Annotated in this window: 23 protein-coding genes and 1 pseudogene; 11 read left to right on the top strand and 13 right to left on the bottom strand. The window is 58.9% G+C overall.

From position 1 onward, the window contains the following. Positions 1-2: 2 nt before the first annotated feature. Entirely contained in the window at positions 3-1,055 is a 1,053-nt protein-coding gene (locus CKW16_RS15235) for an agmatine/peptidylarginine deiminase (RefSeq protein WP_095129088.1), read from the bottom strand. A 147-nt stretch (positions 1,056-1,202) separates the two neighbouring features. On the opposite strand from CKW16_RS15235, the gene CKW16_RS15230 reads away from it, so the two are divergent. Beyond that, positions 1,203-2,057, top strand: coding sequence for a LysR substrate-binding domain-containing protein (locus CKW16_RS15230; protein ID WP_095129087.1), 855 nt, complete (start codon positions 1,203-1,205; stop codon positions 2,055-2,057). Positions 2,058-2,065: 8 nt separating this feature from the next. On the opposite strand, the gene CKW16_RS15225 is transcribed toward CKW16_RS15230, so the two are convergent. The 4 genes from CKW16_RS15225 to CKW16_RS15210 form a co-directional block, all read right to left on the bottom strand. Continuing rightward, positions 2,066-3,661 (bottom strand): DHA2 family efflux MFS transporter permease subunit, encoded by a 1,596-nt coding sequence (locus CKW16_RS15225; RefSeq protein WP_095129086.1) that lies wholly within the window; start codon positions 3,659-3,661, stop codon positions 2,066-2,068. Further along, complete coding sequence (locus tag CKW16_RS15220) at positions 3,658-4,755, bottom strand: HlyD family secretion protein (protein WP_095129085.1); 1,098 nt, start codon at positions 4,753-4,755, stop codon at positions 3,658-3,660. Before CKW16_RS15220 ends, CKW16_RS15225 begins: the two co-directional genes overlap by 4 nt. A 95-nt stretch (positions 4,756-4,850) precedes the next feature. Further along, the gene (locus CKW16_RS15215) at positions 4,851-5,264 is read right to left on the bottom strand and encodes a cupin domain-containing protein (protein WP_095129084.1); all 414 of its coding nucleotides are present in this window, start codon (positions 5,262-5,264) and stop codon (positions 4,851-4,853) included. A 42-nt stretch (positions 5,265-5,306) separates the two neighbouring features. Beyond that, positions 5,307-6,059: an SDR family oxidoreductase gene (locus CKW16_RS15210; protein ID WP_095129083.1), complete on the bottom strand. Its 753-nt coding sequence runs from the start codon at positions 6,057-6,059 to the stop codon at positions 5,307-5,309. 243 nt (positions 6,060-6,302) lie between these two features. Between CKW16_RS15210 and CKW16_RS15205 the strand changes: the two genes are divergently transcribed. Both CKW16_RS15205 and CKW16_RS15200 read left to right on the top strand, forming a co-directional pair. Further along, on the top strand, positions 6,303-7,901 hold the full coding sequence (locus CKW16_RS15205) for a winged helix-turn-helix domain-containing protein (RefSeq protein ID WP_095129101.1): 1,599 nt from the start codon (positions 6,303-6,305) through the stop codon (positions 7,899-7,901). Between the two features lie 65 nt (positions 7,902-7,966). Further along, positions 7,967-8,461: a PaaI family thioesterase gene (locus tag CKW16_RS15200; protein WP_095129082.1), complete on the top strand. Its 495-nt coding sequence runs from the start codon at positions 7,967-7,969 to the stop codon at positions 8,459-8,461. 84 nt (positions 8,462-8,545) lie between these two features. Here the strand turns inward: CKW16_RS15200 and CKW16_RS15195 are convergent, their stop codons facing one another. The 3 genes and pseudogenes from CKW16_RS15195 to CKW16_RS15185 form a co-directional block, all read right to left on the bottom strand. Then, on the bottom strand, positions 8,546-10,093 hold the full coding sequence (locus tag CKW16_RS15195; protein WP_095129081.1) for a phospholipase D family protein: 1,548 nt from the start codon (positions 10,091-10,093) through the stop codon (positions 8,546-8,548). Between the two features lie 17 nt (positions 10,094-10,110). Further along, positions 10,111-10,380, bottom strand: a pseudogene (locus tag CKW16_RS15190) (hypothetical protein); the annotation flags it as partial. A 51-nt stretch (positions 10,381-10,431) separates the two neighbouring features. Next, a complete protein-coding gene (locus tag CKW16_RS15185) occupies positions 10,432-12,468 on the bottom strand; it encodes an alkyl/aryl-sulfatase (RefSeq protein ID WP_095129080.1) in 2,037 nt (678 codons plus the stop codon). A 166-nt stretch (positions 12,469-12,634) separates the two neighbouring features. Between CKW16_RS15185 and CKW16_RS15180 the strand changes: the two genes are divergently transcribed. The 3 genes from CKW16_RS15180 (at position 12,635) to CKW16_RS15170 (ending at position 16,179) form a co-directional block, all read left to right on the top strand. Further along, complete coding sequence (locus tag CKW16_RS15180; protein ID WP_095129079.1) at positions 12,635-13,594, top strand: LysR family transcriptional regulator; 960 nt, start codon at positions 12,635-12,637, stop codon at positions 13,592-13,594. Between the two features lie 164 nt (positions 13,595-13,758). Continuing rightward, complete coding sequence (locus CKW16_RS15175) at positions 13,759-14,208, top strand: hypothetical protein (RefSeq protein ID WP_095129078.1); 450 nt, start codon at positions 13,759-13,761, stop codon at positions 14,206-14,208. Between the two features lie 312 nt (positions 14,209-14,520). Continuing rightward, positions 14,521-16,179, top strand: a complete 1,659-nt coding sequence (locus CKW16_RS15170; protein WP_095129077.1) for an arylsulfatase — start codon at positions 14,521-14,523, stop codon at positions 16,177-16,179. 101 nt (positions 16,180-16,280) lie between these two features. On the opposite strand, the gene CKW16_RS15165 is transcribed toward CKW16_RS15170, so the two are convergent. Beyond that, positions 16,281-17,075, bottom strand: a complete 795-nt coding sequence (locus tag CKW16_RS15165; RefSeq protein WP_256580488.1) for a transporter — start codon at positions 17,073-17,075, stop codon at positions 16,281-16,283. A gap of 218 nt (positions 17,076-17,293) precedes the next feature. Between CKW16_RS15165 and CKW16_RS15160 the strand changes: the two genes are divergently transcribed. The 3 genes from CKW16_RS15160 to CKW16_RS15150 all read left to right on the top strand — a co-directional run bounded on the left by CKW16_RS15160 (position 17,294) and on the right by CKW16_RS15150 (position 19,938). Beyond that, on the top strand, positions 17,294-18,562 hold the full coding sequence (locus tag CKW16_RS15160) for an OmpP1/FadL family transporter (protein WP_095129075.1): 1,269 nt from the start codon (positions 17,294-17,296) through the stop codon (positions 18,560-18,562). Positions 18,563-18,610: 48 nt separating this feature from the next. Continuing rightward, positions 18,611-19,288 (top strand): DUF3313 domain-containing protein, encoded by a 678-nt coding sequence (locus CKW16_RS15155; protein ID WP_095129074.1) that lies wholly within the window; start codon positions 18,611-18,613, stop codon positions 19,286-19,288. Between the two features lie 191 nt (positions 19,289-19,479). Next, positions 19,480-19,938 (top strand): glycine zipper 2TM domain-containing protein, encoded by a 459-nt coding sequence (locus tag CKW16_RS15150; protein WP_095129073.1) that lies wholly within the window; start codon positions 19,480-19,482, stop codon positions 19,936-19,938. Positions 19,939-19,952: 14 nt separating this feature from the next. Here the strand turns inward: CKW16_RS15150 and CKW16_RS32310 are convergent, their stop codons facing one another. Both CKW16_RS32310 and CKW16_RS15140 read right to left on the bottom strand, forming a co-directional pair. After that, complete coding sequence (locus tag CKW16_RS32310) at positions 19,953-20,156, bottom strand: hypothetical protein (protein WP_176471558.1); 204 nt, start codon at positions 20,154-20,156, stop codon at positions 19,953-19,955. A gap of 22 nt (positions 20,157-20,178) precedes the next feature. Continuing rightward, entirely contained in the window at positions 20,179-21,147 is a 969-nt protein-coding gene (locus tag CKW16_RS15140; RefSeq protein WP_095129072.1) for a DMT family transporter, read from the bottom strand. A 150-nt stretch (positions 21,148-21,297) separates the two neighbouring features. Here CKW16_RS15140 and CKW16_RS15135 point away from each other — a divergent pair, with 150 nt between their 5' ends. Both CKW16_RS15135 and CKW16_RS15130 read left to right on the top strand, forming a co-directional pair. Beyond that, complete coding sequence (locus CKW16_RS15135; protein ID WP_176471557.1) at positions 21,298-22,191, top strand: LysR family transcriptional regulator; 894 nt, start codon at positions 21,298-21,300, stop codon at positions 22,189-22,191. A 154-nt stretch (positions 22,192-22,345) separates the two neighbouring features. Further along, positions 22,346-22,855, top strand: a complete 510-nt coding sequence (locus CKW16_RS15130; protein ID WP_095129070.1) for a YkgB family protein — start codon at positions 22,346-22,348, stop codon at positions 22,853-22,855. 45 nt (positions 22,856-22,900) lie between these two features. On the opposite strand, the gene CKW16_RS15125 is transcribed toward CKW16_RS15130, so the two are convergent. Both CKW16_RS15125 and CKW16_RS15120 read right to left on the bottom strand, forming a co-directional pair. Beyond that, positions 22,901-23,746, bottom strand: a complete 846-nt coding sequence (locus tag CKW16_RS15125) for an AraC family transcriptional regulator (RefSeq protein ID WP_095129069.1) — start codon at positions 23,744-23,746, stop codon at positions 22,901-22,903. A gap of 25 nt (positions 23,747-23,771) precedes the next feature. Then, positions 23,772-25,445 carry a tetratricopeptide repeat protein gene (locus tag CKW16_RS15120; RefSeq protein WP_095129068.1) on the bottom strand — a complete coding sequence of 558 codons (1,674 nt, stop codon included), beginning with the start codon at positions 25,443-25,445 and terminating at the stop codon, positions 23,772-23,774. Between the last annotated feature and the right edge of the window lie 164 nt (positions 25,446-25,609).

The following is a 25,609-nucleotide window of genomic DNA, read 5'->3' as shown; positions in this document are numbered from 1 at the left end:
CATCAACCCTCCACCGGCCAGGCGGGCTGTTGCTGGGTGATGCAATGCACACCGCCACCGCCATGGGCCAGGTGATTGATCCGCACCGGCACCACTTCGCGCCCGGGGAACGCCTGAGCCAACACTTCGGCCGCGACGTTGTCGGCATCAATGCCGTAGGCCGGCATGATGATGGCGTCGTTGGCGATGTAGAAGTTGGTGTAGGAGGCGCAGAACACTTCAGCTTCGGTGTCCACGGCATCGGTGGCTTCATACAATTCGATCAGCTCGAACTGTCGGCCTTGGGCATCGGTGGCCAGCTCCAGGGCACGACGGTTTTCGCGGGCCACTTCGGCATACACCGAGTGCTGGTCGTGGGTGGCGTCCACCAGCAAAACCCCGGGGCGGGCGAACGCGCACACGCCATCGACATGGCCGTCAGTCATGTCGCCGGTCACGTAGTCCGGATCGCCCGGCAGCCAGATCGTCTTCTTCACGCCCAGCAGACGCGTGAAGATCTCCTCCATCTCCGCCTTGTTCATGCCTGGGTTGCGATTGGGGTTGAGCAATACCGACTCGGTGGTGATCAGCGTGCCCTCGCCGTCCACATGGATGGCCCCGCCTTCATTGCTCAGCGCGGTACCAAAGCACTCCACGCCCAAGTGATTGAGTGCGCGACGAGCCAGGCTTTCGTCCAGATCATGAGCCGACTTGCCGCCCCACGCGTTGAAACGCCAGCTCACCCCGGCCAGGCCATGTTGCGGATGGCAGACGAAGCTCGGACCGGAGTCCCGACACCAGCTGTCGTTCACCGCCAGCTCGATCAATTCGATGTTCGGCCCACATAACGCTTTGGCACTGGCGATAGCAGAAGGGTCGACGACCAGTTTCACCGGTTCGAAACGGGCGATGGCGTTGGCGACGCGAGCGAAGTCCTCTTGCACCCGTGGCAATGTCACGCCCCAACCGGACTCCCAGAGTGCTGTGTTGTGCGGCCAGACCATCCAGGTGGCGGCGTGCCTGACCCACTCGGCCGGCATCATCCAACCGCTGTTTCGAATTTCATTCTGCTGCATGACATGCTGCATGATAAAAAGCCCTTTTAGTTAAGCCATTGTGTTCAACAAAACTGCTTGGGTGTTCCTGGCATGCATGCTACGACCGTAAAATCAGGCAAACAAACAATGGATTTAGCGGACAAATGATTAGAGGAACTTATCAATATGCTCAAGCACTGGCCGCCACTCAGCACCCTTCGCGGCTTTGAAGCCGCCGCCCGGCTGGGCAGTTTCCACAAGGCGGCCGCCGAGTTGCACCTCACCCAATCGGCGATCAGTCAGCAGATCCGCAGCCTTGAGGCGTACCTCGAACAACCCTTGTTCTTTCGCAGTGGACGCAGCGTCAGCCTGACCGATGCCGGTCACGACCTGCTCAGCACCACCCAGGCATTGCTGCAACAACTGGCCGTCGGCATTCGCCGCCTCGGGCAATACCAGAAACCCAACCAACTGGTGCTCAACACCACCCCAGCGTTCGCCCGTCACTGGCTGCTGCCACGCTTGGGGGATTTTCGCCGTGAGCATCCGGACGTTGATCTGTGGATTTTCAGTACCGATGAAGTCCCGGACATGACCACCCAGACCATCGACCTTGCGGTGCGCGATGACATCAGTTCCCAAGCCGAGTGCAGCTTCAAGGTGCTGCACGCCGACCGCCTCTACCCGGCGTGTCACCCGAGCCTGTTGGCGTTACCACAGGAACAGCGCACCACCCTTCACGGTGAGCGGGAAATGGATTGGAGTCACTGGGCGGTGGAGGCTGGCATCGATGTCGGCCAGAAGGATCAGGGGCTGAATTTCTCCGATCCTGGCCTGCTGCTGGACGCCGCGTGCGCGGGGCTCGGTATCGCCCTGGTCAGCCAGTTATTGAGTCGGCAGGCGCGCGCCCAAGGATTGTTGCAACCCTTGGTGGAGCAAACCATTCGCGGCCCGAACTGGGCCATGCTGACCCATCGTGACAGTGAGAATAATGCGCTGGCGCGAAGCTTCAGTGAGTGGCTGCTGGGTAACCTGGACTGAGTGAAGCCTCACGCTACGGTTCGCGCAGCGCGTACTTTCGCGTATTTCGAGAGTCCGATCTTGATGCCAACCAGCATGGGCGCGGCGACTACAAAAAGCAGGGCAACAGCGATGAACGCTGTGTCGAAGGCAATCACCGTGGCCTGACCTGACACGACACGACCCAGGAGGCTCACCGCTGCCCGGCCAGCGGCCGCTGCATCCATCCCTTTCACCGACAGCATGGCTGTCGTGGTCGTCAGCCGTTCGATGACCGCGGCCCCTCCCGGGGTGACATTGGCGCCGAGGACCACGGCATTGGCGAAAACGTTATGGTCGATCAGTGTCTGAAGTCCTGCGACGCCCATCAGACCGCCCAACTGGCGCCCCGTATTGAAGAGGCCAATTCCGCAGGCGAGGTTTCGGCTATTGAGGTCGCTGAAAGCGATCAGCGTGATCGATAGAAACAGGAAGCCAAGCCCCAGACCGCGCAACAGGATGGCTGCCATCATGTCGTCCGTGCCGCTTTCACTGGTGGAACCGGACAGCATCCACATCGCAACCATGATCATCAGGATTCCAAAGGGCACGGTGGCGACCGGCGGAACGCGGCGGACCTGCATGAGATAAGCCGATATGAGCAGTCCGCCGATAAAAAACCCGCCACTGGGCAACAGGAGCAGGCCGGCATCGGTAGACGTGAACGCGAGGACCGACAGGGCGAACGCCGGGATCAAAAACGCGCTGCCGAACAAGGCGGCGCCGGCGACAAAACTGACGATAAAGGCGAAGGAAAAATCGCTCGATTTGAACACGGTGAAGTCGAGCAGACCTTGGCCTTTGGCCAACACTTGTTGGCCGAGAAATGCCAACAGCGCGGCTGTGCCGATCACGCTCAGCCAGAGGATGCGTGGCTCTTCGAACCAGTCCCATCGGCTGCCTTGGCTGAGAACGTAGGTGAAGCAGAACAGCGTGGCAGCGATCAGCGCGAAGCCAACCCAGTCAAATGGACGGTGCCGAACCTTGGCTGGCATCGGGCCGTCTGCGATCAGCAGAAATCCGGTCGCCGCCAAGGCCACCGGAACAACACTGAAGAAAATCCACGTCCAGGACTGGCTATCGATCAACCACCCTTGAAGGGCCGGGGCGAGCGTCGCGGGCGCGACAACGGCGCCCATGGCAAACAGGGCTTGAAGGATGGGTTGGCGAGATCGCGCAAAGGTGCGAAATATGATCGCCTGCCCCCCGACCAGCAGGGTGCCGCCAGCGAAGCCCTGAATAATTCGAAGTGCGATCAGCAGGTCCAGCCGAGCCGTGATGGCGGCAATGCCGCACGCCATGCCCATGGCCAGGGTTGAGCCGATGATCACATGACGCGGATTAAAACGCGTCAGCAGCCAAGGCGCGATCATGAACCCGATCAGCTTGAGCGCGGTGTAGCCGATATCCAGCCAGGCGAACTCATCAGGCGTTGCATAGGTGTCGCCGATGATGTCGCCGCGTCCGAGCGACAGAACGGTGCTGGCGATCGCTTCCGTCAGCGTGGCAAGCACGATGCCCACCATGAGCAAGACACCGGTCGTAGCGCGGGTGTTGCTCCGCGTCGCGCTGGCGTCCGCGTTCATGATCCCTCTCCGTGCGCAACCTCGACTCGCGCGGACAGGCCCGGCACGATGCGGCCTGGCAATGGATTATGGACAAGCCGGATCTTCACCGGAACGCGCTGCACGACACGCACAAAGTTGCCGGTCGCGTTGTCGGTGGGGAGCAAGCTGAACGCCGACCCGCTACCCGGTGCAAAGCTGTCGACCACGCCTTCAAGTGCCCCGCTGGGGTAGCCGTCGACCGTGATGTGCACGCGCTGACCGGGGCGGATTTGTTCGAGCTGGGTTTCCTTGAAATTCGCCACAACCCATACGTCATTGACCGGCACGATATCGAGCAAGGCAACGCCCGTCGTAACAAAGCGGCCGATGCGAACCTGACGGTTACCGACCACGCCATCAACCGGCGCGCGTACCACGGTGCTGTCGAGATCGATCTGGGCGAGATCTCGTGCGGCCTGCGCCTGCGTCACCGCAGCCACGGCAGCTTCGCGCTGCGCCACGAGGACGGCGATGCGTTGCTGTTGCGCCTCGACCGTTGCGGAAGCGCCGGATACCGTCGCCTCGGCTCTCAATCGTGCCGCATCGCTTTCATCGACGAGGGCTTGGCTGACCGCGTTACTGAGAATGAGTTTGCGGCTGCGATCATGGGTTTTGTTCGCCAGATTCATCTCGGCCACGCCCGAGCGTCTCTGGGCTTCGGCCTGTCGAATCAGGGCGCGCTGAAGCTGGGTTTCCGCATCGACATGGGTCAGGCGAGCCTGGGCAGCGCTGACATTGGCCACGGCTTGCGCCAGCCGTGCGCGGTGGTCCCGATCATCGATACGGAACAGGACGTCACCGGCCCGGACGGTTTGGTTGTCCTCGACCTCGACCGCAGTGACATAGCCGGCAACCTTTGCGGCGAGCGACGTAACGTCGCCGCGCACATAAGCGTTATCGGTGGAGGTCGAGCCGCTCGAAAGCGCCATGGCCCATCCGCCAGCCAAGACCACCACGGCACCAATACACAGCAGGATGCCGATCTTCTTTCTCTTGCTTTGCCGCACCACCACGACAGGGATCTCGGCGCTTGCGCCGGTGGCAATGGCGGCCTTGTCCTGAAGCGAGTTCATGTTGTCATTTCCTGTTCAATGCCTGGGACTACAGCAGCCACGGGCGGCAGTGGTCTGCCGCCGGACTGTCGAGCATTCATGAGCGCGTCATCGGCTCACTTTTTGATTGGTGTAACGAGCGGCGTTTTATCGGTGTCGAGGACGAATACGGCCAACAGGCGTGCGGGTTGGGTGTCGCTGGCGTTGGCGCTGACTTCATGCACGGAGCCCGGCTCCTCTACAAAGTTTTCGCCGACGTTGTAGATCTTTTCCGGCTCGCCTTTGACTTTGATGCGAAACGAGCCCTCCAGGACCGTTGCATAAATGAAGGCCGTTTTCGGATGGGTGTGGGACGGCGACGCGGCGCCCGGCCCATACTCGACGACTACGCCCTTCATGCTCTTGCCAGGGATGTTGGGAATGGGACGGTCAAACACGACCGTCACCTTGCCGGCGGGGGGCTCGGCGGCCGACGCTGCGCTGATCGACAGCACTGCAAAGGCAGCGGCCAAGAGGTATCGGGTAAACATGACAATTCTCCTTCGTAGTGTGAGTTGTAACGTCGCGGCCCGTTACCCGGCCGTCGACTGACTGAGCCAGTCTTCGAAGCGGATCGCGCCCAGGCGCGGGTTCTTGCCGGGGGTCAGCGATTGATCGTCAAGCACAGCGCCGAAGTAGCGCGCGTGCACATCCGGTACGACCTTGCGCGTGTCTTGAGTGGCCCGCAGAAAGCGCCTGACCAGTTCGTCGAGCGGCATGGCCTCGGGACCGGCGACTTCGACCGTGCCATTGATTGGCGCTGCCAGCGCGACATCGGTTAACGCCGCCACCACGTCGTCGGACGCCATCGGCTGGATCAGCGCTGGCGACAGGCAAATCTCATCGCCGACGGTGGCCGACTGCGCGATGCCGCCGACAAACTCGAAGAACTGCGTGGCACGCAGGAGGGTGTAAGGAATGCCGGACGCCTTGATGAGGTTTTCCTGCGCGACCTTGGCCCGAAAATAGCCATTCTCGGGAAGCCGTTCGCTACCGACGATCGACAGGGCAACGTGATGACGAACACCGGCGGCAGCTTCCGCAGCCAGCAGGTTACGGCTCGACGTTTCGAAGAATTCGAGGACGGCCTGGTCTTCCCACGACGGCGCGTTCGCCACGTCGACGACAACCTCAGCGCCATCCATTGCCTGGGCCAGGCCCTCGCGGGTGATGCTGTTTACGCCTGTGCTGGGGCTGGCTGCGAGCACGTCATGGCCTCGCTCGCGGAGGTTCTGCACAAGTTTCGATCCAATGAGGCCGGTGCCTCCGATGACGACGATCTTCATGGGTTCTCTCCCTACGCTTCTCGACAGCAACCATTGCTGTCGATGTAGAAAGAGAGTGCCTGCGCGCGTGAGGAAAGTCCTTGTGCCGGCCTTGAGTTTGTCTTCGGGCAAGCTTGGTTTTTCGTCCAAAGAAGCCGCTTGCTGGACAGTGCAGAGGGTTACGCGCTGCCGTATTATCGGCACCACGTACCAATCGCCAGCTCGGACACGGAGTCGAGGGCGCTCGACCAGGGGATCCGCACCTTGCCATTCGTGTTTGAAGACTACGTACTCGATCAGGAGCGCCGGGAACTGACCTTGCGCGGGCAAGTCGTGGCCGTCGGGCCACAGGCCTTCGATCTATTGCTGCAGCTCGTCAACAACCGCGATCGCGTCGTCAGCAAGGACGACCTGCTCAAGGCAGTGTGGAACGGCCGGATCGTCTCGGAATCGACGATCACCAGCCACATCAATGCGGTGCGCAAGGCCATCGGCGATACCGGCGAGGAACAACGACTGGTGCGCACGGTCGCCCGCAAGGGCTACCGCTTCGTCGGTGAGATCAAGGACGGCGAGATCGACGGAGCACGACAGCCTGACGGGCCTGGCACCGGCGAAATTGCGCCCGTGGACCCGAAGCAAACGCCTCCCTCCTCGCTCGTCCTCCCGGACAAGCCCTCCATTACCGTCCTGCCCTTCCATAACCTGAGCGGCGATCCGGAGCAGGAATATTTTGCCGACGGCATGGTCGAGGACATCATCGCCGCCCTGTCACGTATCCGTTGGCTGTTTGTCATCGCACGCAATTCGAGCTTCACCTACAAGGGCCGCGCGGTGGACGTCAGGGGCGTCGGTCAGGAGCTCGGCGTGCGCTACGTGCTCGAAGGTAGCGTGCGTAAATCGGGGAACAAGGTACGCATCACCGGGCAGCTCATCGACGCAACAAACGGGACGCATATCTGGGCGGATCGCTTCGAAGGCATGCTCGACGACATCTTTGAACTGCAGGATCAAATCGCCGAAAGCGTCGTCGGTGCCATCGCGCCGCAGCTGGAACGTGCGGAAATCGAGCGCGCCAAGCGCAAACCGACGGAAAGCCTGGACGCCTATGACTATTACCTGCGCGGCATGGCAAAACTGCACAGCGGCACCCGGGAAGCCATCGAGGTGGCGCTGCCGTTGTTCTACAAGGCCATCGAGCTCGACCCGGAATTTGCATCGGCCTATGGCATGGCAGCCTGGTGCCATTTCTGGCGCAAGTTGAATGGCTGGATGATCGATCGGACTCGAGAGATCGCCGAAGGCGTACGGCTTGCGCGGCTGGCGGTGGCACTCGGCCGGGATGATGCGGTGGCGCTAACGCGAGGCGGACATGCGCTTGCCCATCTCGCTGGCGATGTCGATGGCGGCATTGCCCTGCTCGACAGGGCACGCCTGCTCAATCCCAACCTCGCCCCCGCCTGGTACCTGGGCGGTATCCTGCGCGCACTGCGCGGTGAAACAGACGAAGCGATTGAGAATTTGACCCATGCCGTTCGCTTGAGTCCGCTGGATCCGGAAATGTTCCGGATGCAGGTGGGAATGGCGCTCGCGTATTTCTTCGCCGGGCGCTTCGACGCCGCTTCGACCTGGGCGGAGAAGGCGCTGGGGAACCTGCCCACTCTCCTGCCCTCGGTTGCCCTGATGGCGGCCAGTCATGCGCTCACCGGGCAAATGGACAAAGCGAAGCAGGCGATACAGCGCCTGCACGAGCTGGAACCATCGTTGCGCGTCTCCAACCTGAAAGACTGGCTGCCCATCCAGCGGCCCGAGGATTTCGCGCGCTTCGCGGATGGACTGCGGCTGGCCGGCTTACCCGAGTGACCGAAGCACGATTGCAGCGTTAAAATCCGACAGGTTTGGTTCACATTTTTGAGGATGACCACGGTATGTCCAGGCTCGATACCTCCCTGCAAGACACCGCCGCGCCTGAAGGCGTTTGTTACGGCTGCGGCAGCAGCAATCCGCACGGGCTTCACATCAAGAGTTTCTGGCATGAGGACGGCGTGCATGTCATGGCCGAGCACTTGCCCGATGCCAAGTATTGCGGCTGGCCGGATCTGGTTTACGGCGGACTGACAGCGATGCTGGTTGACTGCCATTCAAACTGGACGGCGATGGCCTATCACTACCGTATGGAACACCGCGAAGCCGGAAGCCTCCCCCGCATCAATTGCGTCACTGGCAACCTTGGCATCAAGTTCATCAAACCGACACCGATGGGTGTACCGCTGACCCTGCGTGCGAAAGTCGAAGGTGAAGTCGGACGCAAAACTCGCGTCATCTGTGAGGTCTACGCGGGGGAAGTGCTCACGGCGATTGGTGACTCCGTTTTTGTTCGCGTGGATACCGAGCAACTGGCAGCCGTTGCTCATAGTCGGTAGGTTGCTTCTACGCTAGCACCAAGGACAACCTGGCTGGACGCATGCAGCGCCTTCATGGTTGGTGCGGCCAGCGCTGGCTTCGATCTAGAGCATTTTCTCCAGGCCGATCTTGTCGCTGAGCCAGGCCTTGAAGCTGCGCCATTTACCGCCGGGCTCCTTATGCAAGGTATGCAGGCGGCCGTCGTCTTCGGTGATCCAGACGACTTCGCCGTTTTCCAGGTGGGCCTGGTAACTCACGGCTGGCGCCATGCCCTCATGCGCCAGCTTACGCATGTAACCAGCCAATTCAGGGCTGTCGACCAGCACCCCGACTTCCGTGTTCCAAAACACTGAGCGCGGGTCGAAATTGAAGGAGCCGATGAACACCTTCTGCTTGTCGAGGATCATGGCCTTGGTGTGCAAGCTGGAGTCCGAGCCACCACTGAAGCCAAAAGAAGAACCGCCACCGGGATCGTCCGGCTGGCGCCGCAGTTCATAAAGCTTCACGCCATGTTCGAGCAGGGTTTTCCGGTAAGGCGCATAGCCGCCATGCACCGCCGGCACATCGGTGGCTTCCAGTGAGTTGGTCAACAGGCGCACATCAACACCGGCATCGGCACGACCGAGGAGGTAGCGCATGCCCGGCTGTTGGGGGACGAAATAGGCCGAGATCAGGATCAGCTCCTTGTTGACGCTATCGAGCTCAGGCCGCAGTTGTGTGGCCATCAATAGCGCGCGGGCCGGTTCGTCGTCGGCCAGTACCTTGCTCGGGGCGTCCCACATCGCTTTGCTATGGGCCCAGATCAACTGCTGGCGCCAATTATCGAGTTGCGGTTGTGTCCGGTAAGTCATCAGGTGGTTGTACAAGGCTGTGTTCTCGATACGTGTGGTCTGGAGCGATTGTTCCAGGCGTTGGCGGCTCTTGAGCAAGTCTTCGGCTGTTGGCTTGTTGAGCAGGAAGTCACTGATCGGCTGGCTCAGGGCGCTATTCCAGTACTGATCGAAGCTGTGGCCCAACTGCTCGGCGACCGGGCCGATGCACAGCAGGTCCATGTCGGTGAAGTTGAGATCGGGCTTGGCGTCGAAATATTCATCCCCCAGGTTGCGTCCACCGACGATGGCTGCGCTGTTGTCGGCCAGCCACAGTTTGTTGTGCATGCGCCGGTGCTGTTGGGAAAGATTGAGCAGACGGCCCATGGTTCGGGTAACCATGGTGCTGCGCCCCAGATGCAAAGGGTTGAAGACACGGATATGGATGTTCGGGTGCACGGCCAGGGTAGCGATGACTTCTTCCTGGCCGTCGCTGGCAGTGTCATCGAGCAACATGCGTATCCGTACACCGCGATCGGCTGCCAGCAGTATTTCACGCACCAGAGCCCGAGTGCTGAGACCGTTATGCACGATGTAGTACTGCAGATCGACGCTTTTCTGCGCATTGCGGATCAACTCGGCGCGCGCCCGGAACGCTTCACTGCTGTTAGGCAGCAGTCGAAACCCCGAACGCCCCTTATGCTGGGCGGCCTGGGCCTGGATCGAGCGCCCGAAAGCCGAATCGCTGGCGGGTATTGCCTCGCTGAATTCGTGGGGCAAGCGCGAGGTGGCACAGCCAGCGAGCAGCAGTGCGAGCAACATGGCGGGGAAGAACCGGGACATGGGCAAGGGGCTCGTCCTCAACCTCGACGGGTGTAGTTTTGACCTCGGGAGCCGGAGCCGACCGTGCGCACCGCCTGTTCGATTTTCTGTGTTGCCCTGGAAGCGAAGTTCATTCGCAGACAGTTACGGTACTTGCCCGATGCCGAGAAAATGCAGCTCACGGCAATCTGCACACCTTATTCCAGTAAAGCCCGGTTTAAGCGCAGCGTGTCGAAATTTTCCGGCAGTTCCACCCAGAGCATGAAATCGAGCTTCTTTCGTCCGTCGATGTCCCCCCTGGGGTGGTAGCTACCCTACGTTATGGGCAGCTACCACACCAAGTACGGAGCCCTGACGGATTACTGCTGGGTGCCGGGCAGCAGTTCAAAGGTAGGGGTAAACGGGGTGATGGCGGCCATCAACAGTTCGAAGGGTTTGTGATCGCCTTCGAAGGTGGCTTTGCCGGCCGCGACGAGTTGAGCGAAGCTGGTTTTCCTTGCCATCACGTCTTCAAGATCCGAGCGGTCAAGCGTGATGGTAAGGTCAGCCTTTTTCGCTTGCTGCCCCTTGATGGTGGTCAGCGTTGAGTTGCTCAACTCAACCACAAACTGCTCACCGTTGTCGGGCGTCTTGAGATTCAAGATCAAGTGTTGATCCGCGACCTTACTGCCGTCCAGGGCGATGCCGAGGTATTCCAGCCACAACTCGGTGCTCATGGCGCGGATCATATCCGGCCCCGTGGGTTTTGGCGGCACTCCCTTGGGCATGCCATGGCGTAATTCGTACGCCGCCGTGAGAAAGCTGTTGCGCACGCCGGCACTTTCCTTCTGATAGCCAACCTGCTCAAAGACGTCCGCGAGCAGATCCTTGGCCTTGGTGTTTTGGGGTTCTGCGAACACCAGTTTATTGAGGATTTCATAGGCCTCGCGGTATTTGCCCTGATCGAACAAGGATTTGCCCTTGGCCATGATCTTGGCCGCGCCCCCCATCATTTCCACATACAGCGGTGCAGAATCTTTCGGCGACAACGGCATAAGCGTCGCCGGGTTGGCATCCCAGTAACCCAGGTAGCGGTTGATCACGGCACGGCTGTTGTGCTCTTCGGAGCCGTGGTAGCTATGGGTCGCCCAGTTGTTTTTGAGGCTTTCGGGCAACTTGTAGACGTTTTGAATCTCGTTGATGGTGACGCCCTGGTTGGCGGCGTGCAGTACGGCGTTGTTCAGATTGGCATAGGCATCGCGTTGTGCGCGCATGACGTCTTGAATTCGCTCATTGCCCCAGCGTGGCCAACTGTGGGAGGCGAACATGACATCGGCCTGTTGTCCGTAGCGATACAAGGCGTTGTTGATGTTCTTCGACCAGACCAGCGGATCTCGGACCAGGGCACCGCGCAAGGTGTAAATGTTGTGGATGGTGCCGATGATGTTTTCAGCTGCCCAGAAGGCCTTGAATTGCGGGAACCAAGTGTTCATCTCCGCGGGGGCTTCGGTGCCGGGTGTGCTCTGGAACTCCATTTCCACACCGTCGATGGTCAGGGTTTCGAAATCTTTCGCGATGTAGCGATTGGGTTCGATCAGACCCATGTTGCCAATGGAGGCATTTTTCCCGATGGCCATGTCGACATGTCCATAGGGGCTGTGCGGCAACATCACGCCGTATTGGAAGAAGGCGCGTCGGGTCATAGCGTTGCCGGCGTAGACGTTTTCAGCCACGGCATGCTCCATGAAACCGGTTGGTGCTATGAGCGGGACCTTGCCGCTGCGCACATCGGCTTCATCGACCAGGCCGCGGACACCACCGAAATGGTCAGCATGGGAGTGAGAGATCACGATCGCCACGACCGGGCGCTTGCCGAGTTTTTCATTGATGAAATCCAGGGCAGCCTTGGCGGTTTCCTTCGACATCAGGGTGTCGAACACAATCCAGCCCGTATCGCCCTTGATGAATGTGATGTTGGCCAGGTCAAACCCACGCACTTGGTAAATCTTTTCCGGAACCACCTCATACAGACCGAAGGCCATGTTGAGTATCGCCTGGCGCTGTAAGGACGGATTGATGCTGTCGTAGTCCTTGCCGTCGAGCAGGAAGTCATAGCTCCCCATGTTCCAGGCGACATTCCCGGCTTCAGCCATGATCTTGTTGTAGGACGGTGCAGCGATGAAGCCTTTTTTGGCTTCTTCAAAATCACGTTTGTCCGCGAACGGAAGTGTCTTGCGTACACCATTCTGCGCTTCGATCGTGTAGGACGAAGGCGCTTTGCCCTTGCTGTCGAAGTGCGAATTTTGTGTCGGGGCCGGATCAGAACTTACGCCGTTTGCATCGGCAGCAAAGAGGACAGGGCTGATGCCGCTCCCAAGCGTGATTGCCAGTGCCAGATGAAGGGTCTTGTTGTGCATGAGAGTTCCTGCGCCAAAGGGGTGCCATGAGCGTCAATGCGGTTAATTGCGCTCGATTGTATTTATTGGGTACGCGTCAACTTGACCCGCCTGGCCATGAATAGCATATTCATTTCATTACGAAAAATTCCGTTTCAACCAATTCCGATAACATAAAGGTTATGAGATGACGCCGCGTCGCTTACGTCAGTTTCTGGCATTGATTGAACATGCACACTTTGGGCGAGCGGCAAAAGCGTTGGGGGTTTCCCAACCGGCGCTGAGCAAAAGCATCCAGTTGCTGGAAAGCGAACTCGGGGTCACGCTGTTTGATCGACGCACCGACGGCGTCGTACTGACGGCGTTTGGTCAGTTGCTGCGTGAAAAGAGCCTGCGCCTGTTGCTGGCCGAGGAAGACCTGCGGCGCGACATCGCCTTGCTGGCGGGCGGTGATATCGGAGCGCTCAGGGTCGCGTTCGGCCCCTACCCCAGCGTCACCAGCGGATACGCCAGCATCGCGCGTTTGCATGCCCGGCATCCGCAGATCAAGGTCACTGCACATGTCGCCGGCTGGCGCGAAGTTGCTCATCAGGTCGCCACCGGGGTAGTAGACCTGGGGATCGCCGAAATCAGCACCTTACAAGGACAGGAGGAGTTCACCTGTGAATTGCTGGGCGAGCATGAGGGCCGCCTGTTTTGTCGCCCCGGCCATCCGCTGCTTTCGCAAAAGCGTTCACCAACGTTGGCGCAAACACTCGATTACCCGTGGGTGGCCTCGCGCATTCCGCTGCGGCTGGCGACCCATTTGCTTCCGGCAACGTTGGGCTGTGCCGGCGTCTACGATTCACTAACGGGTGATTTTGTACCGGCGATTGAAATAGATGTGCCCATGCAAATCGTCAAATTCGTCGAGAACAGCAATGCCCTGGCGTTAGGGAATTTATCGACGTTTGAACAGGAAATCAGGGCCGGGGTAATCGTGCCGTTGCCCGCCCATGCCCCCGCACTGCGTACCCGTTATGGCTTCATCTACCTAAAAGAGCGCTCACTGCCACCCGCTGTAGAGGTTTACATGAGGGAGGTGCGAGCAGTGGAAGCAGAAATTTGTCAGCGTGAGCGCGTTCTGGCCCAGATGGGCAGCGAGTGATCCCGATCTCTGCCGCATGCGAACTCACAAAGTCTGATTGATAAACCGGGGGGATTCAGGGATTTAACGGGCTATAAAAGTAGACGCTCAAGAACGCACTGCGACGTTATTGAGCTATACCCAATAGTCCCCCACCGCACTTCTTCCATTATTGGAGGTTGGCAATGAAACTCTGTCTCTCCCTGTCAGTGCTATTGACTACCGCAAGTCTCTTCGGCTGCACCGGTTCCTCACACCAATCAATGAATCTCCCTTTGGCGGCGACCCACAAAAACCCTGGTCATACCGCCACGACCACATTGACTGGCGAAGGCAATCAAACCAACTTTGACTTCTACATTACCGGCGTTCCAAACGGGACCATCCTGCCGCCGCGCATCTACACCTTCATCAACAAAGGCAGTTGCCAGCAACCCGGGCCAGTCGCGTACGCAATGAACGATAAGGTCAACACCGAACCCAATGCAGGCACCGGTGGATGGACCTTTTACAGAAGCGCGCCCATTACAATGCCAGACCTGCTTTCCGGCAAGTACGCCGTTGTCGTGCGTACTTCACCCGAGGATGGCAGCGCCGATATTTTCTGCGGCGATGTTGCACACGCGACTCGATGAACCGCCGGAAGTCATCTTTAAGTCGAGTCGCGCTTTGTGGCGATTGTGTTTACCGCATTCATGGTGGGTATCTATCCAGTTTGTAATCCTGGCGTTACATACACCAACAAAACATGGCAATCGCCCCGTTCATTTGAAAAAACCGCACTAGACTCCTTCCTGCGCCTTAACCCGTGCATGGTCATGCAGCAGGGGGAAATGATTCTGTACGCAGTACCTAGGCTAATTACTCGGTGGTCAATGCACCTTGGGTCAATGTTGATGTGCACCATCACCGGTTGCCAGCACCATGAAACAACGAGGAATCCTGGTATGGAACAGCTATCGGATCGTTTCAAACTATCAATAGTGTTTGCTGCGCTTTTGTCATTGAACGGACTTGCCCATGCGGCTCAGACGGAAAAGACCAATATTCTGTTTATCGTCTCTGACGATACCGGCTATGGCGACCTGGGTCCCTACGGCGGTGGGGTCGGTCGAGGCATGCCGACACCCAGCATCGATGAGCTGGCGGCAGAAGGGGTCACTTTTTACTCTTTTTATGCCCAGCCAAGCTGCACACCGGGTCGGGCGGCCATGCAAACCGGGCGTATTCCCAATCGTAGCGGCATGACCACCGTGGCCTTCCAGGGTCAGGGCGGCGGCTTACCGGCCGCCGAATGGACGCTGGCCTCGGTGCTGAAGACCGGTGGCTATGACACCTATTTCACCGGCAAATGGCACTTGGGCGAAGCCGATTATGCGCTGCCCAATGCACAAGGTTATGACGTGATGAAATACGTCGGCCTGTACCACCTCAACGCCTATACCTACGCTGACCCGACCTGGTTCCCGGACATGGACGCGGAAACCCGCGCCATGTTCCAAAGGGTCACCAAGGGCGCATTGTCCGGCAAGGCGGGTGAAAAACCGGTCGAAGAATTCAAGGTCAATGGCCAGTACGTGGACACGCCTGTCGTAGACGGCAAACCTGGCGTGGTCGGCATTCCGTTCTTTGACAACTACGTCGAAAAAGCCGCCCTGGAGTTTCTCGACACGGCAGCCAAATCGGACAAGCCGTTTTTCATCAACGTCAATTTCATGAAAGTGCACCAGCCGAACATGCCGGCACCGGAGTTCGTGCATAAATCCATGTCCAAGTCCAAGTACGCCGACTCGGTGGTCGAACTCGATACCCACATCGGCCGCATTTTGGACAAGCTCAAGGCGCTGGGCCTGGATAAGAACACGCTTGTGGTTTACACCACTGACAACGGGGCCTGGCAGGATGTTTATCCGGACGCCGGCTACACCCCGTTCCGCGGGACCAAGGGCACGGTACGTGAAGGCGGAAACCGGGTACCGGCCATTGCCGTCTGGCCAGACAAGATCAAGCCCGACACAAAAAACCACGAGATGCTCGGTGGCCTGGATTTGATGGCGACCTTCGCCTCTGTCGCTGGCGTGAAGCTACCGGAAAAAGATCGCGAAGGTCAGCCAATCATCTTCGACAGTTACGACATGACCCCTGTACTCACCGGCAGTGGCCCTTCTCCGCGCAAGGAGTGGTTCTACTTCACCGAGAACGAACTGTCCCCGGGTGCGGCGCGTGTCGGAAACTACAAGGCCGTGTTCAACCTGCGCGGCGATGATGGCGCGCAAACCGGTGGCTTGGCGGTGGACACTAACCTGGGATGGAAAGGCGCAGAAAAATATGTAGCTACCGTGCCGCAGGTCTTTGACTTGTGGCAAGACCCGCAAGAGCGCTATGACCTGTTCATGAACAACTTTACTGAGCGTACCTGGACGATGGTGCCGATCACGGGCGCGATCATGAAGCTAATGAAAACCTACGTCGATTACCCACCACGCAAACTGCAAAGCATGGGTTATGACGGGCCGATCGAGCTGTCGCAATACCAGAAATTCCAGTACGTGCGTGACATCCTGAAAAAAGAAGGTATCAACCTGCCGATGCCAGCAGGTAACTGATCAGACAGGAGAAACATGGCGGCTTCATCAGAGGTCGCCATTTTGACGTTTGCGAGCAGCCACCACTCGTGACGCCTACAGATGCATCAGCGGGGCTGGAATCATTTTGGAAACAACAGCGTATACGCCACCCGAAACCCCCAGCCTTGCGCTCCATCTTTCGGACTGTCAGCCCAATACCGCGGCCCCACTTGCAAGCTCATGGGCTGATGACCCACTTTGAACAACTGGGTCACGAACAGGTTGATCGGCACCGACCATTCGCGGGTCTGCCAGTCGTAGGTGGACTCGGTGTTGATGCCGAAGGTGGTATAGGTATGGGTGGTGTAGCTGAAGAAGGGTTGCAGGAAGGTCTGGTTGATTTTGTCTTTGTCATCGGGCGGGCTGTTGTCCAGCGACCAGATGTGATTGGCCAGGATACCGCGGGTCCAGCCGTTACTTTGCTTGAGGGCAACCACGGTAGGACCCGCCCCCCACTGCTCACCACTCAACAGCTCATCACTGCCGGTCGGCACCAGGATTACCGGTCCAGCTCCCCATATCCAGCCGCTGGCGGTCGGGTGTTTGGGTGAAAAAAAGAAGCTCTGGGTCACATCACCGACCCCGGATTTGTCCGCCTGCCCACCCGGTACCAGACCGTGTTGATCGATAACCGGCAGGATGGTTCGGGATATGAGATTCCACTCGTCATTGAGGGTGAAGGGCAACACCGGCTGGATATTGGTAACGCTTTGGTAGCCCTCGCCACTGGGACCAAGTTTCTGGTTCCAGTTGTACTGAATCGGCACGCTGTACAGCGCAGCAACCGGGTTCAGTGATTGTTTGGCCAGCTCGGCCTGGCTGTCGGCAGTTCGACCGATGTTGGGCCAAAGAATCGCCAGAGCCATAACAGGCATAAGGTAAATGACTTTGCTCATCAGTAGCTCCTTCTCGATATCGAGAATGTGCAGTACCACTGCGGTTGTACCGCCTCGATGCGAAGCGCCCCCGGAGAGCTTAGTTCAGGTTTTCTCGACTAGTATCAATTCGACTTGAGAAGGCGCGTGAGGCGCCTGCTGCTCCATGGACATGTGTGCGTGCGCTACGTTAATTCGAAAATGGATAGAGGTTAACCATGCCAACCAAAACCACTGCCCTGCCCGCTTGTACGCTCCTCGCGCTGTGCTGCCAGCAAGCCTGGGCCGGCGGCATCATGCTCTACGAAATCGGCACCGATAACGCTGGCCTGGCCAACGCCGGTGCCGCCGCCCGGGCCCAAGGCCCATCGACCATCGCCAGTAACCCGGCGGGTATGAGTTACCTGCCGGGCACGCAGATCACCGGCGGCTTGCAAGTGCTGTATGGCGACCTGAGCTTCGATCGCGACGCCGGCAGCAACGTGGCCGGCAGCGGCAGTGGCAATGCCCTCGACCCGATTCCCGGTGGCAGTTTCTTCATCAGCCATGAACTGGATGAACATTGGAGCGTCGGCTTCGGCCAGTACGGCGACTTCGGCTTGGCGGTCAACTACGACAACGATTGGTCCGGCCGCTACTTCGCGCAGAACGCCAGCCTGCTGGGTCTGTCCCTGGTGCCCAGCGTGGCGTATCGCTTCAACGAGCAATGGTCGGTGGGCGTCGGCGTGAAAGCCATGTATGGCATGTTGCAGGCGCAAACCGCGATCGACCGCTCTCCCTTCGGTTTCACCGACCGCAGCGACGGCCAATTCAAATACAAGGACAACGATTGGGGTTTCGGCGCGAATGTGGGGGTGATCTATGCCCCGCAATCCGGCACCCGCATCGGCCTGGCCTACACCAGCAAAGTCGACCTGGACTTCGAAGACCGGCTGGATGTGAAAGGCGACGGCCGTTTGCTGGAACGCATCAACGACACCAACACCAAACTCGACACCACCGTGCCGCAGACCGTGACCCTCAGCCTGTTCCAGCAACTGGACCGGCAATGGGCCTTGCTGGCCTCGGCCAACTGGCAGGACTGGTCGGAATTCGGCGAGATCGGCGTACAGGTCGACACCACAACGTTTGGCGCGCAGTCGAAATCGGTCGATGCCGGGTTCAAGGACACCTGGCACCTGTCCCTTGGCGCGCAATACCAGGCCACCGAGCAATGGCTGTGGAATGTCGGCGTGGCCTACGACAGCAGCGCTGTCTCCGATAGCAAACGCAGCGTGATCGTACCCATGGGCGAGTCCTGGCGCATCGCCACAGGCGCCACCTATGCTCTGAACAAAGACACCGACATCAACGTCAGTTGGGCCATGGTCTGGCTCGGCGACATGCCGGTGGACCAGACCAAGTCGATCTCGGGCAACCGAGTCTCCGGTCAGTTCGACGATGCCTGGATTCAAGCCCTGACCGGCAACATGACCTGGCGATTCTGAAGCGTTACCACCGAAACATACGACTTTGTCCATGGAGCACTCACCACTATGAACCTGTCCCGAAACCTGCTCGTCGGCGCCGCACTGGCCGGTTTGATGCTCAGCGGTTGTACCTCGAAAGTCACCGAGAAAGACCAGTACTCAGGCTTCCTGTCCAACTACAACAACCTGGAAGAAGTGACGACCACCAGTGGCGAGAAAGCCATGCGCTGGATCAGCCCGTCATGGAACCCGAATGCGTATGACACGGTAGCCTTCAACAAGCTGGAGCTGTATCCGGCGCCCAAGCCCGACGAGCGGGTCAACCAGCAGACGCTGGACGAATTGCAGGGCTACATGACCAGCAAGGCCAAAGGTGTACTGGGCCAGAAATACCGGGTGGTATCGAATGCGAGCGCAGCGCCGGCCGGGTCAAAACCCCTGATCCTGCGTGCAGCAATCACCGGAGTGAGTGCCTCCAATGAAGGCATGAAGTGGTACGAAGTGGTGCCGATCGCGGCCGTGGTCGGGGCGACGCAGGCCGCCACCGGTCACCGGGACCAGGACACCAACCTGTTCATCGAGGCCGAGTTCATCGACGCAAGAACCAATCAGACCGTGGCCAAAGTGGTGCGCAAGGTATTTGGCAGCCAACTGTCGAACGAGAGCCAGAAGATCACCACGCAAGACTTCAAGGCCGCAATCGACAAATTGAATGCTGATCTCTGGGCGTTTATCCGCAGTTGAGTGCTGTTGCACCCTCGCGCTGGGTGCCTGCGCGACGGTCGATGCGCAGACGCGGTAGTCGTGGGTTACGACCAGATCCAGCCCGTGGTCGCGTATGTGTCCGGACCACTGTGGAGCCGAGACATAAATACGATCCAGGGACGCAAACTCAAATGCATTGCCATCAAATACCAATAATGAGGTGCACAACAATGAAAGCTATTTTGTCCTGGCTGACGCTTACGTTGGCAACTGTACTGATCAGTGCCTGCTCCGCCGTGGGATCAACCGATGGCGGTGCCGGTGAAACCGAAATTCGCTCCGGCAAGATCGAGCAGATATCACTGACACAGATGCAGACCAATCACGACAGTGGCGTAGGCGCCGTACTCGGTGGCCTTGGCGGGCTCGGAATCGGCAGCCTGATCGGCAGCGGCACCGGGCGCGATGTCGCCATGGTAGCTGGCGCACTGGCCGGTGCCGTTGGCGGCAATTATGCAGAGAAGAAAAAGTACGACCAACCTGTCCAGGCACAGCAGATCATCGTGCGGGTCAAAAGTGGCGTACTCGTATCGGTGACCCAGCCTATCAATCCGTCTCTGGGTAAAGGCATGAACGTTTATATCGAGGGCTCAGGTAATGATGCTCGGGTGGTACCGCAAGGCAGTTAAAAGATGAACCGATTTCATTCGAGCAACTGACGACGCCTGGCGCCCGGGGACATGAAAAACCAGTGATAGGCGTCTCCCTGCGCGGCAGCGCGAAGATGGGCAAGGCATTGATTGACGATGTCCGGCATCGACGCGGTTCTTTCGTCAGCAACTTCGCCGAAGGCGGCGGCTTTCTGAAAACCGATGCCAGCCTTGCGCGTCCAGATATCCAACTGCATTCGTTCTCACCACCCAGCATCCTCAAAGAGCCACAACAGCCTTACCGGTATTGCCACGAAACGCACCAATAGCTTTAACGACCCCCACGACAATCAGTGTGATGCCCAACGCTTCAGGCGCTGTGGGCCACCGGTAGTAGAACAGCAGCCCCATGCAGGTAGCGAAGACCATTTCAAGTGACAGCAACTGGCTGGCCAGTGTCATGGGAAGGCGCTGGGACGCGATGGTCCAGGCCCATGCGCCGCCAATCGACGCAACGGCTGCCAGTACAAAAGCGGGAAGGTAAAGGTGGCTGATAGCGCTTTGCCCGAAACCGAGCATGGGAGCGTTGAACACATCCATGGCCGTACCTACCGGGATGAACAGGAGCGTTTGCACGCTGCCTCCAATCATCATCATGGCGGTCCAGACCCAGGCATTCATCCCGGGCCTTTTTATCAGTGCTTTTTGATTGGCCAGCCCAAACCAGACCCACAGTGCGACCGCCGAGAGTGACGCGCCGATCCCGAGCGCCAGGGTGGTGGTTGATTGCCCCTCGAACTGGGCGATGCTCTGGCCGTTGACCAGGAGCAAGCCGAGCACGGCCAGTGCAAAAGGCACTTGAAGGGAGCGCCATGAAATCGTGCCCTGAACATTTCCGCTGATGGCCAGCACGACGGGCACGAGCCCTAAAAAGGCCGGCGCGACGACGGGGCCAGCGTACGTCGCAGCGATGATGACGGCGATGAAATAGCCCACGTAGCCGATGAATCCCAGTCCGGCAGTAACGAGCCAATCGTTAAGGGTCAGATGACGCCAGGCTTTGAAATTGGCCATCAGGATCAGGGCGCCGATCAGCCCGGAAATGATGAACCGGCAGGCGGCAAGGTCAAATATCGAATACTCGCCAATGACCAGAGGGGCGACAAAGTTCATCGACCATGTCAGGGAGGCCAATACCGCGGCGCTGATACCTGTGATGGATAAACGATTGCTGTGTGAGTCTTTCATCACCGACCTCTGTAGAGGAATTCGATTAGGGGTGGGTTCTTGGGATCGAATTCTCGACGGTGACAAAACAAAAGGGAATTCATTGCTTTTGACCAGCACCTGTTCCATAACGGAACAAAAGAAGGGGTGCATATGGACAGGTATAGCGATATGGCGATCTTGATCGCCGTCGTTGATGCGCGTGGTTTTTCGCCCGCCGCCCGCAAGCTCAAGATGACTCACTCGGCGATCAGCAAAAGAGTTCAGCGTCTGGAGGATCGGCTCGGCACGCAGTTACTGTCGCGCACGACGCGGACAATGACACTGACGCAAGCAGGCGAAAGGTATGTGCAACTGGCTCGGCCAATCCTGGAGGACATACAGGCGCTGGAGGCCGCCGTCGTGCATGATTCCGATGCGCCGAGGGGGACGTTGAAGGTGTCTGCGCCCAATGCGCTCGGCCAGTACCATGTGGTGCCTGCCCTGATCGACTTTATGCGGCTCTATCCCGCCATAAAGATCGATTTGACCCTGACCGACGCCCTTATCGATATCAGACATGAGCGCATTGACGTCGCGATACGAAGCGGTGTGCTGTCCGACCCAAGCCTTGTCGCTCATAAACTGAGTGCCAACGAGCGCCTTGTTTGCGCTTCTCCGGCTTATCTCGAAGCCCATGGGGTGCCTGCGGAACCTTGTGAACTCGCTGACCATCCCTGCTTGAAACTCAATTTTGAAAGCCGGTTCAACGACTGGGAGTTTCGGACGTCCACCAGCAGGGCGATTCCGATCGAAGGAGGTTTTACCTGCAACAGCCTGGACGCTATTCGCACGCTGTGCCTGGCGGGCACGGGAATCGCTCGCCTGCCCAAATACATGGTGAACGAGGATGTGCAAGCCGGGCGCCTGATACCGCTGCTGCAGGCGTTTTCAAGTCCAACCACCTCCGCCATTTATGCGCTCAGGGCGGCTGACGATTATGTTCCGGCCAGAACTCGCGTGTTCATCGCCTTTCTCGCAGAGCGCCTCACGGCAGCCTGCCTGAATGAACACCGTTTCTCATAAAAGACCCTGCAGTGAGTCAAGACGATCTGCACTGAACGCAATACGTTCAGAAGCCACGAGCGTGGAATCAAAGGCAACACTGTCTTCACTCCCAACGTAAACCGCGTTGGGCTCCTGAACAGCGTTCGTCACCACACTCTTGGAAGCCTTGATCATGAAAACCTTAAGCATTGAGAACCACAGAACCAACAACGCACATAACAATTCAACGCTCGGGATTAAAACCATGGCGTTCGGAACCTACGGTGCTTACTTTGCGCTCGCCGTCATTTACTTCTGGTTCGGCGGCATGAAGTTCACGCACTACGAGGCACAGGGACTGGTTCCGCTGGTGAGCAACAGCCCTTTCCTGGGGTGGGTTTATGACATTTTCAGCGTCGATACCTTCTCCAGTTTGCTCGGCGTTCTGGAGGTCTCGATCGGTGTTCTGATTGCAGGTCGCCTGCTCTCACCCAAGCTTTCATTGATCGGTGGCGCGTTGTCTGCCGGATTGTTTTTCACCACCTTGAGCTTTATGTTTTCGACGCCCGGCGTGATTGAACCCGGCCTCGGTTTTCCAGCCATTACGGTTGCGCCGGGCCAGTTTCTCCTTAAAGACATCGGGTTGCTTGCCGCTTCTATATTTGTGGCTGGCCACTCTCTGACTGAGTTGGAAAACCGTTAAACCGATGACTCTCCTCCCGGAATGGCCTGAAGCAGTTCGATGCTTTCAGGCCATTGCCCCATCATCCTCTCCTGCCAAATCCTTCATCCAGTCCCGAGGGCTGTAGCCCGTTTTGCGACGAAACGCGCGGGCCAGTGCCGAAGGGCTTTCATAACCGACCTCGGCCGCGATGAGCGTAATCGGGCGCCCTTCACGCAGGCGCTTCTGCGCCAGGCTGATACGCCAACTCAACAGATAATCTGCGGGTGTCTGCCCTATCACGGCCCGAAAATGCACGGCGTAGGCAGCACGCGACATGTTCGATTCGCTCGCAAGCTCTGCAACCGACCAGGCACGATCCGGTGCGTTGTGCATCTGTACCAGCGAGCGCGCCAGCCGCATATCGGCCAGTCCAGCCATCATTCCGGTCCGCAACTGGTGGCGGTCGAGCAGATGCCGAAACAACAAGATGATCAGTAGTTCGAACAAGCGATCCAGCGCTGCCTCCCGGCCACAATGTCCGCCTGCCGCCTCACTGAACATCCATTTCAGTGTATCGGCCAGCAGCGGTAGCTCATCCAGGGACAGCACCAGACAATCGGGTAACGAAGAGGACAACGGGTTATCGACTCCGCCCTCAAACTTCATCGACGCACACAAGAGTTGAGCCCCCTCGGGCTCACCGGCGAACAGTTGATGCCGGCTAGGGCGTGGCAGAAAAATCAGACTGGGCCGGGTGAGCAGCAAGTCCTTGCGACCAGCCCCCTGCAAAGTGACGCTACCTGCCTGCAGCAGGTGAATATGACCGCGCTGGTCAGCGCCATCGTATGACGCCATGCCGCAAAGATTGCCGTTGTAAAACAGGCTTGCGCGCACGCCGAACTGCGACAACAACGTAGACAAGCGATCCATAGGCAATCTCCGGCGCTTTCGAGCATCACTGACAACACCCTGCCCCAACACGGCAAAAACACGAGGCCTTAATCTCCACATCCGCCCGGGCCATGGCCAGATCAAGGCGCGTCTGCGCAGCAGCAGCTTCGGCATCCAGACCCAGTCGTCGCAGGCATTCAACATAGCCGTGCAGGCTCCACACATTGTCCAGATGCCAGGACGCACGGCTGAGGGTGTTGTCCAGTCCCAGATCAGCACGATAGGCCTGCAACGCTTCTTCTACCCTACCCTGCTCCAAAAGCAACGCGCCCAACGCATGCCTGACCGGTTGCATCCAGCCCCATGGTTCGTCGTAAGGCAGGTTGTCGTCCAGAGACAGTGCCTGGCGCAAGTGGGCGAAGGCTTCGTCGTAATTGCCCTTACGGTACTCGATTTCCCCGCGCAGCATGCCTGCGGCAACCGCCAGAATGTCGGTGCATTTATTGTTGAAGAGATAGCGGGTGTCCGGCACTCGGGTCCAGGCTTCGAGGAATAGACGCTGCTCGGCTTCTGCGGCAGCGATATACCCGGTGGCCGCGTGCGCCACGCCTCTGGCGTAATGCAGCATCGCCGTGGTCACGCAGTACAGCGCCTGGTCGTTTGGCAGCGGCGTGGCGAGGATGTCCTGCCATTTGCCGAAGCGAATCTGCACGTGGACCTTCATCGACACGAAGCCTTCCAGCCAGTCGGCCATGGGCGGCTGCTCCACGCGCAACAGTTCTTCCCTGATGGTCGACATCAGCTGATCGGCGGCTTCCAGGGCCGGCTGGTACTGCCCGAGGAACATCGCTGAATAGAGTTTGAAGTGGTAGTTGTGGCATCGATACAAAGTGTAAAAGTTGAGCGGCCCTTCCTGTTCCAGGTATTTGCCGTCAGCCAGGATTGCCCGGCTATTGGTGACCATGGCCCCACGGTAATCACCGCAGAGCACGTCGATGTGCGACGGCATATGGCGCAAATGTCCCGCATCCGGCACCAGGTCACGCAGGACATCGCCGGCGCGCAATGCCCGCTCCGGGTAGGGCGACATTTCCAGGGTGTGGACGTACATGTGCAGTACGCCGGGGTGCGGCGCATCGCCGTGCTGCTCCATCCGCCGTAGCGCCCGTTCCAGTACGTCTACCGTTTCAAGCGTGTCGGCACACGGTGCCGGTTTACCGGTTTTCAGGTCCCACAATTGCCAGGGTGTGCGGTCGATCAGCGCTTCGGCAAACAGCGCAACGACGTCGGGATCTTCGGGAAAGGCTTTGTAGACATCGCGCATGGACGCCGCATAGGCATCGTTCCAGGCGAAGAGTTGGTCGAGGCTGGTGGCCTGATCGGCCTGGTAGCGTTGCTCCAGCGTGCGGATCAGCGCCTGCTCCACCGATGTTGCGCCATCGATATGCGCCAGCGCGGTTTGCGTCGCCCGCCGGGCCTGGGCCACGGCCTCTTTCAACTCCTGTTCGATGAAGGCATCCCAACGCTTGTTGTAGTTGGGGCCCGAAGCGTAAGCGATGCCCCAGTAGGCCATCGCGCAATCACGATCATGTTCGATCGCCTTGTGGAAACAGCGTATGGATTCGTCGTGGTTGTAGCCGTAGCACCATAACAAGCCACGATCGAACCAACGCTGGGCCTGGGACGAGTGGGTCGTCACCGGGCGGCTGTAGGTGCCCAAATCGTAATAGTCGTGCATCGATTTATCCTCTCGACCAGAGCAGGGAACCTCGCAGGAAGTCCTTGCGGACCTGCAAGGCCTCGACAGTTCAAGAGGTCCAGCATACCCCTGCGGTTCTGGCTGAGCGGCAGAGCCGACGACAGGAGGATCATTGCCGGCGTCGATAGTCACCATCAACTCAA

The organism is Pseudomonas sp. Irchel s3h14, assembly GCF_900187425.1.
Classification (GTDB): domain Bacteria; phylum Pseudomonadota; class Gammaproteobacteria; order Pseudomonadales; family Pseudomonadaceae; genus Aquipseudomonas.
This window is presented reverse-complemented; position numbering and strand designations above follow the sequence as displayed.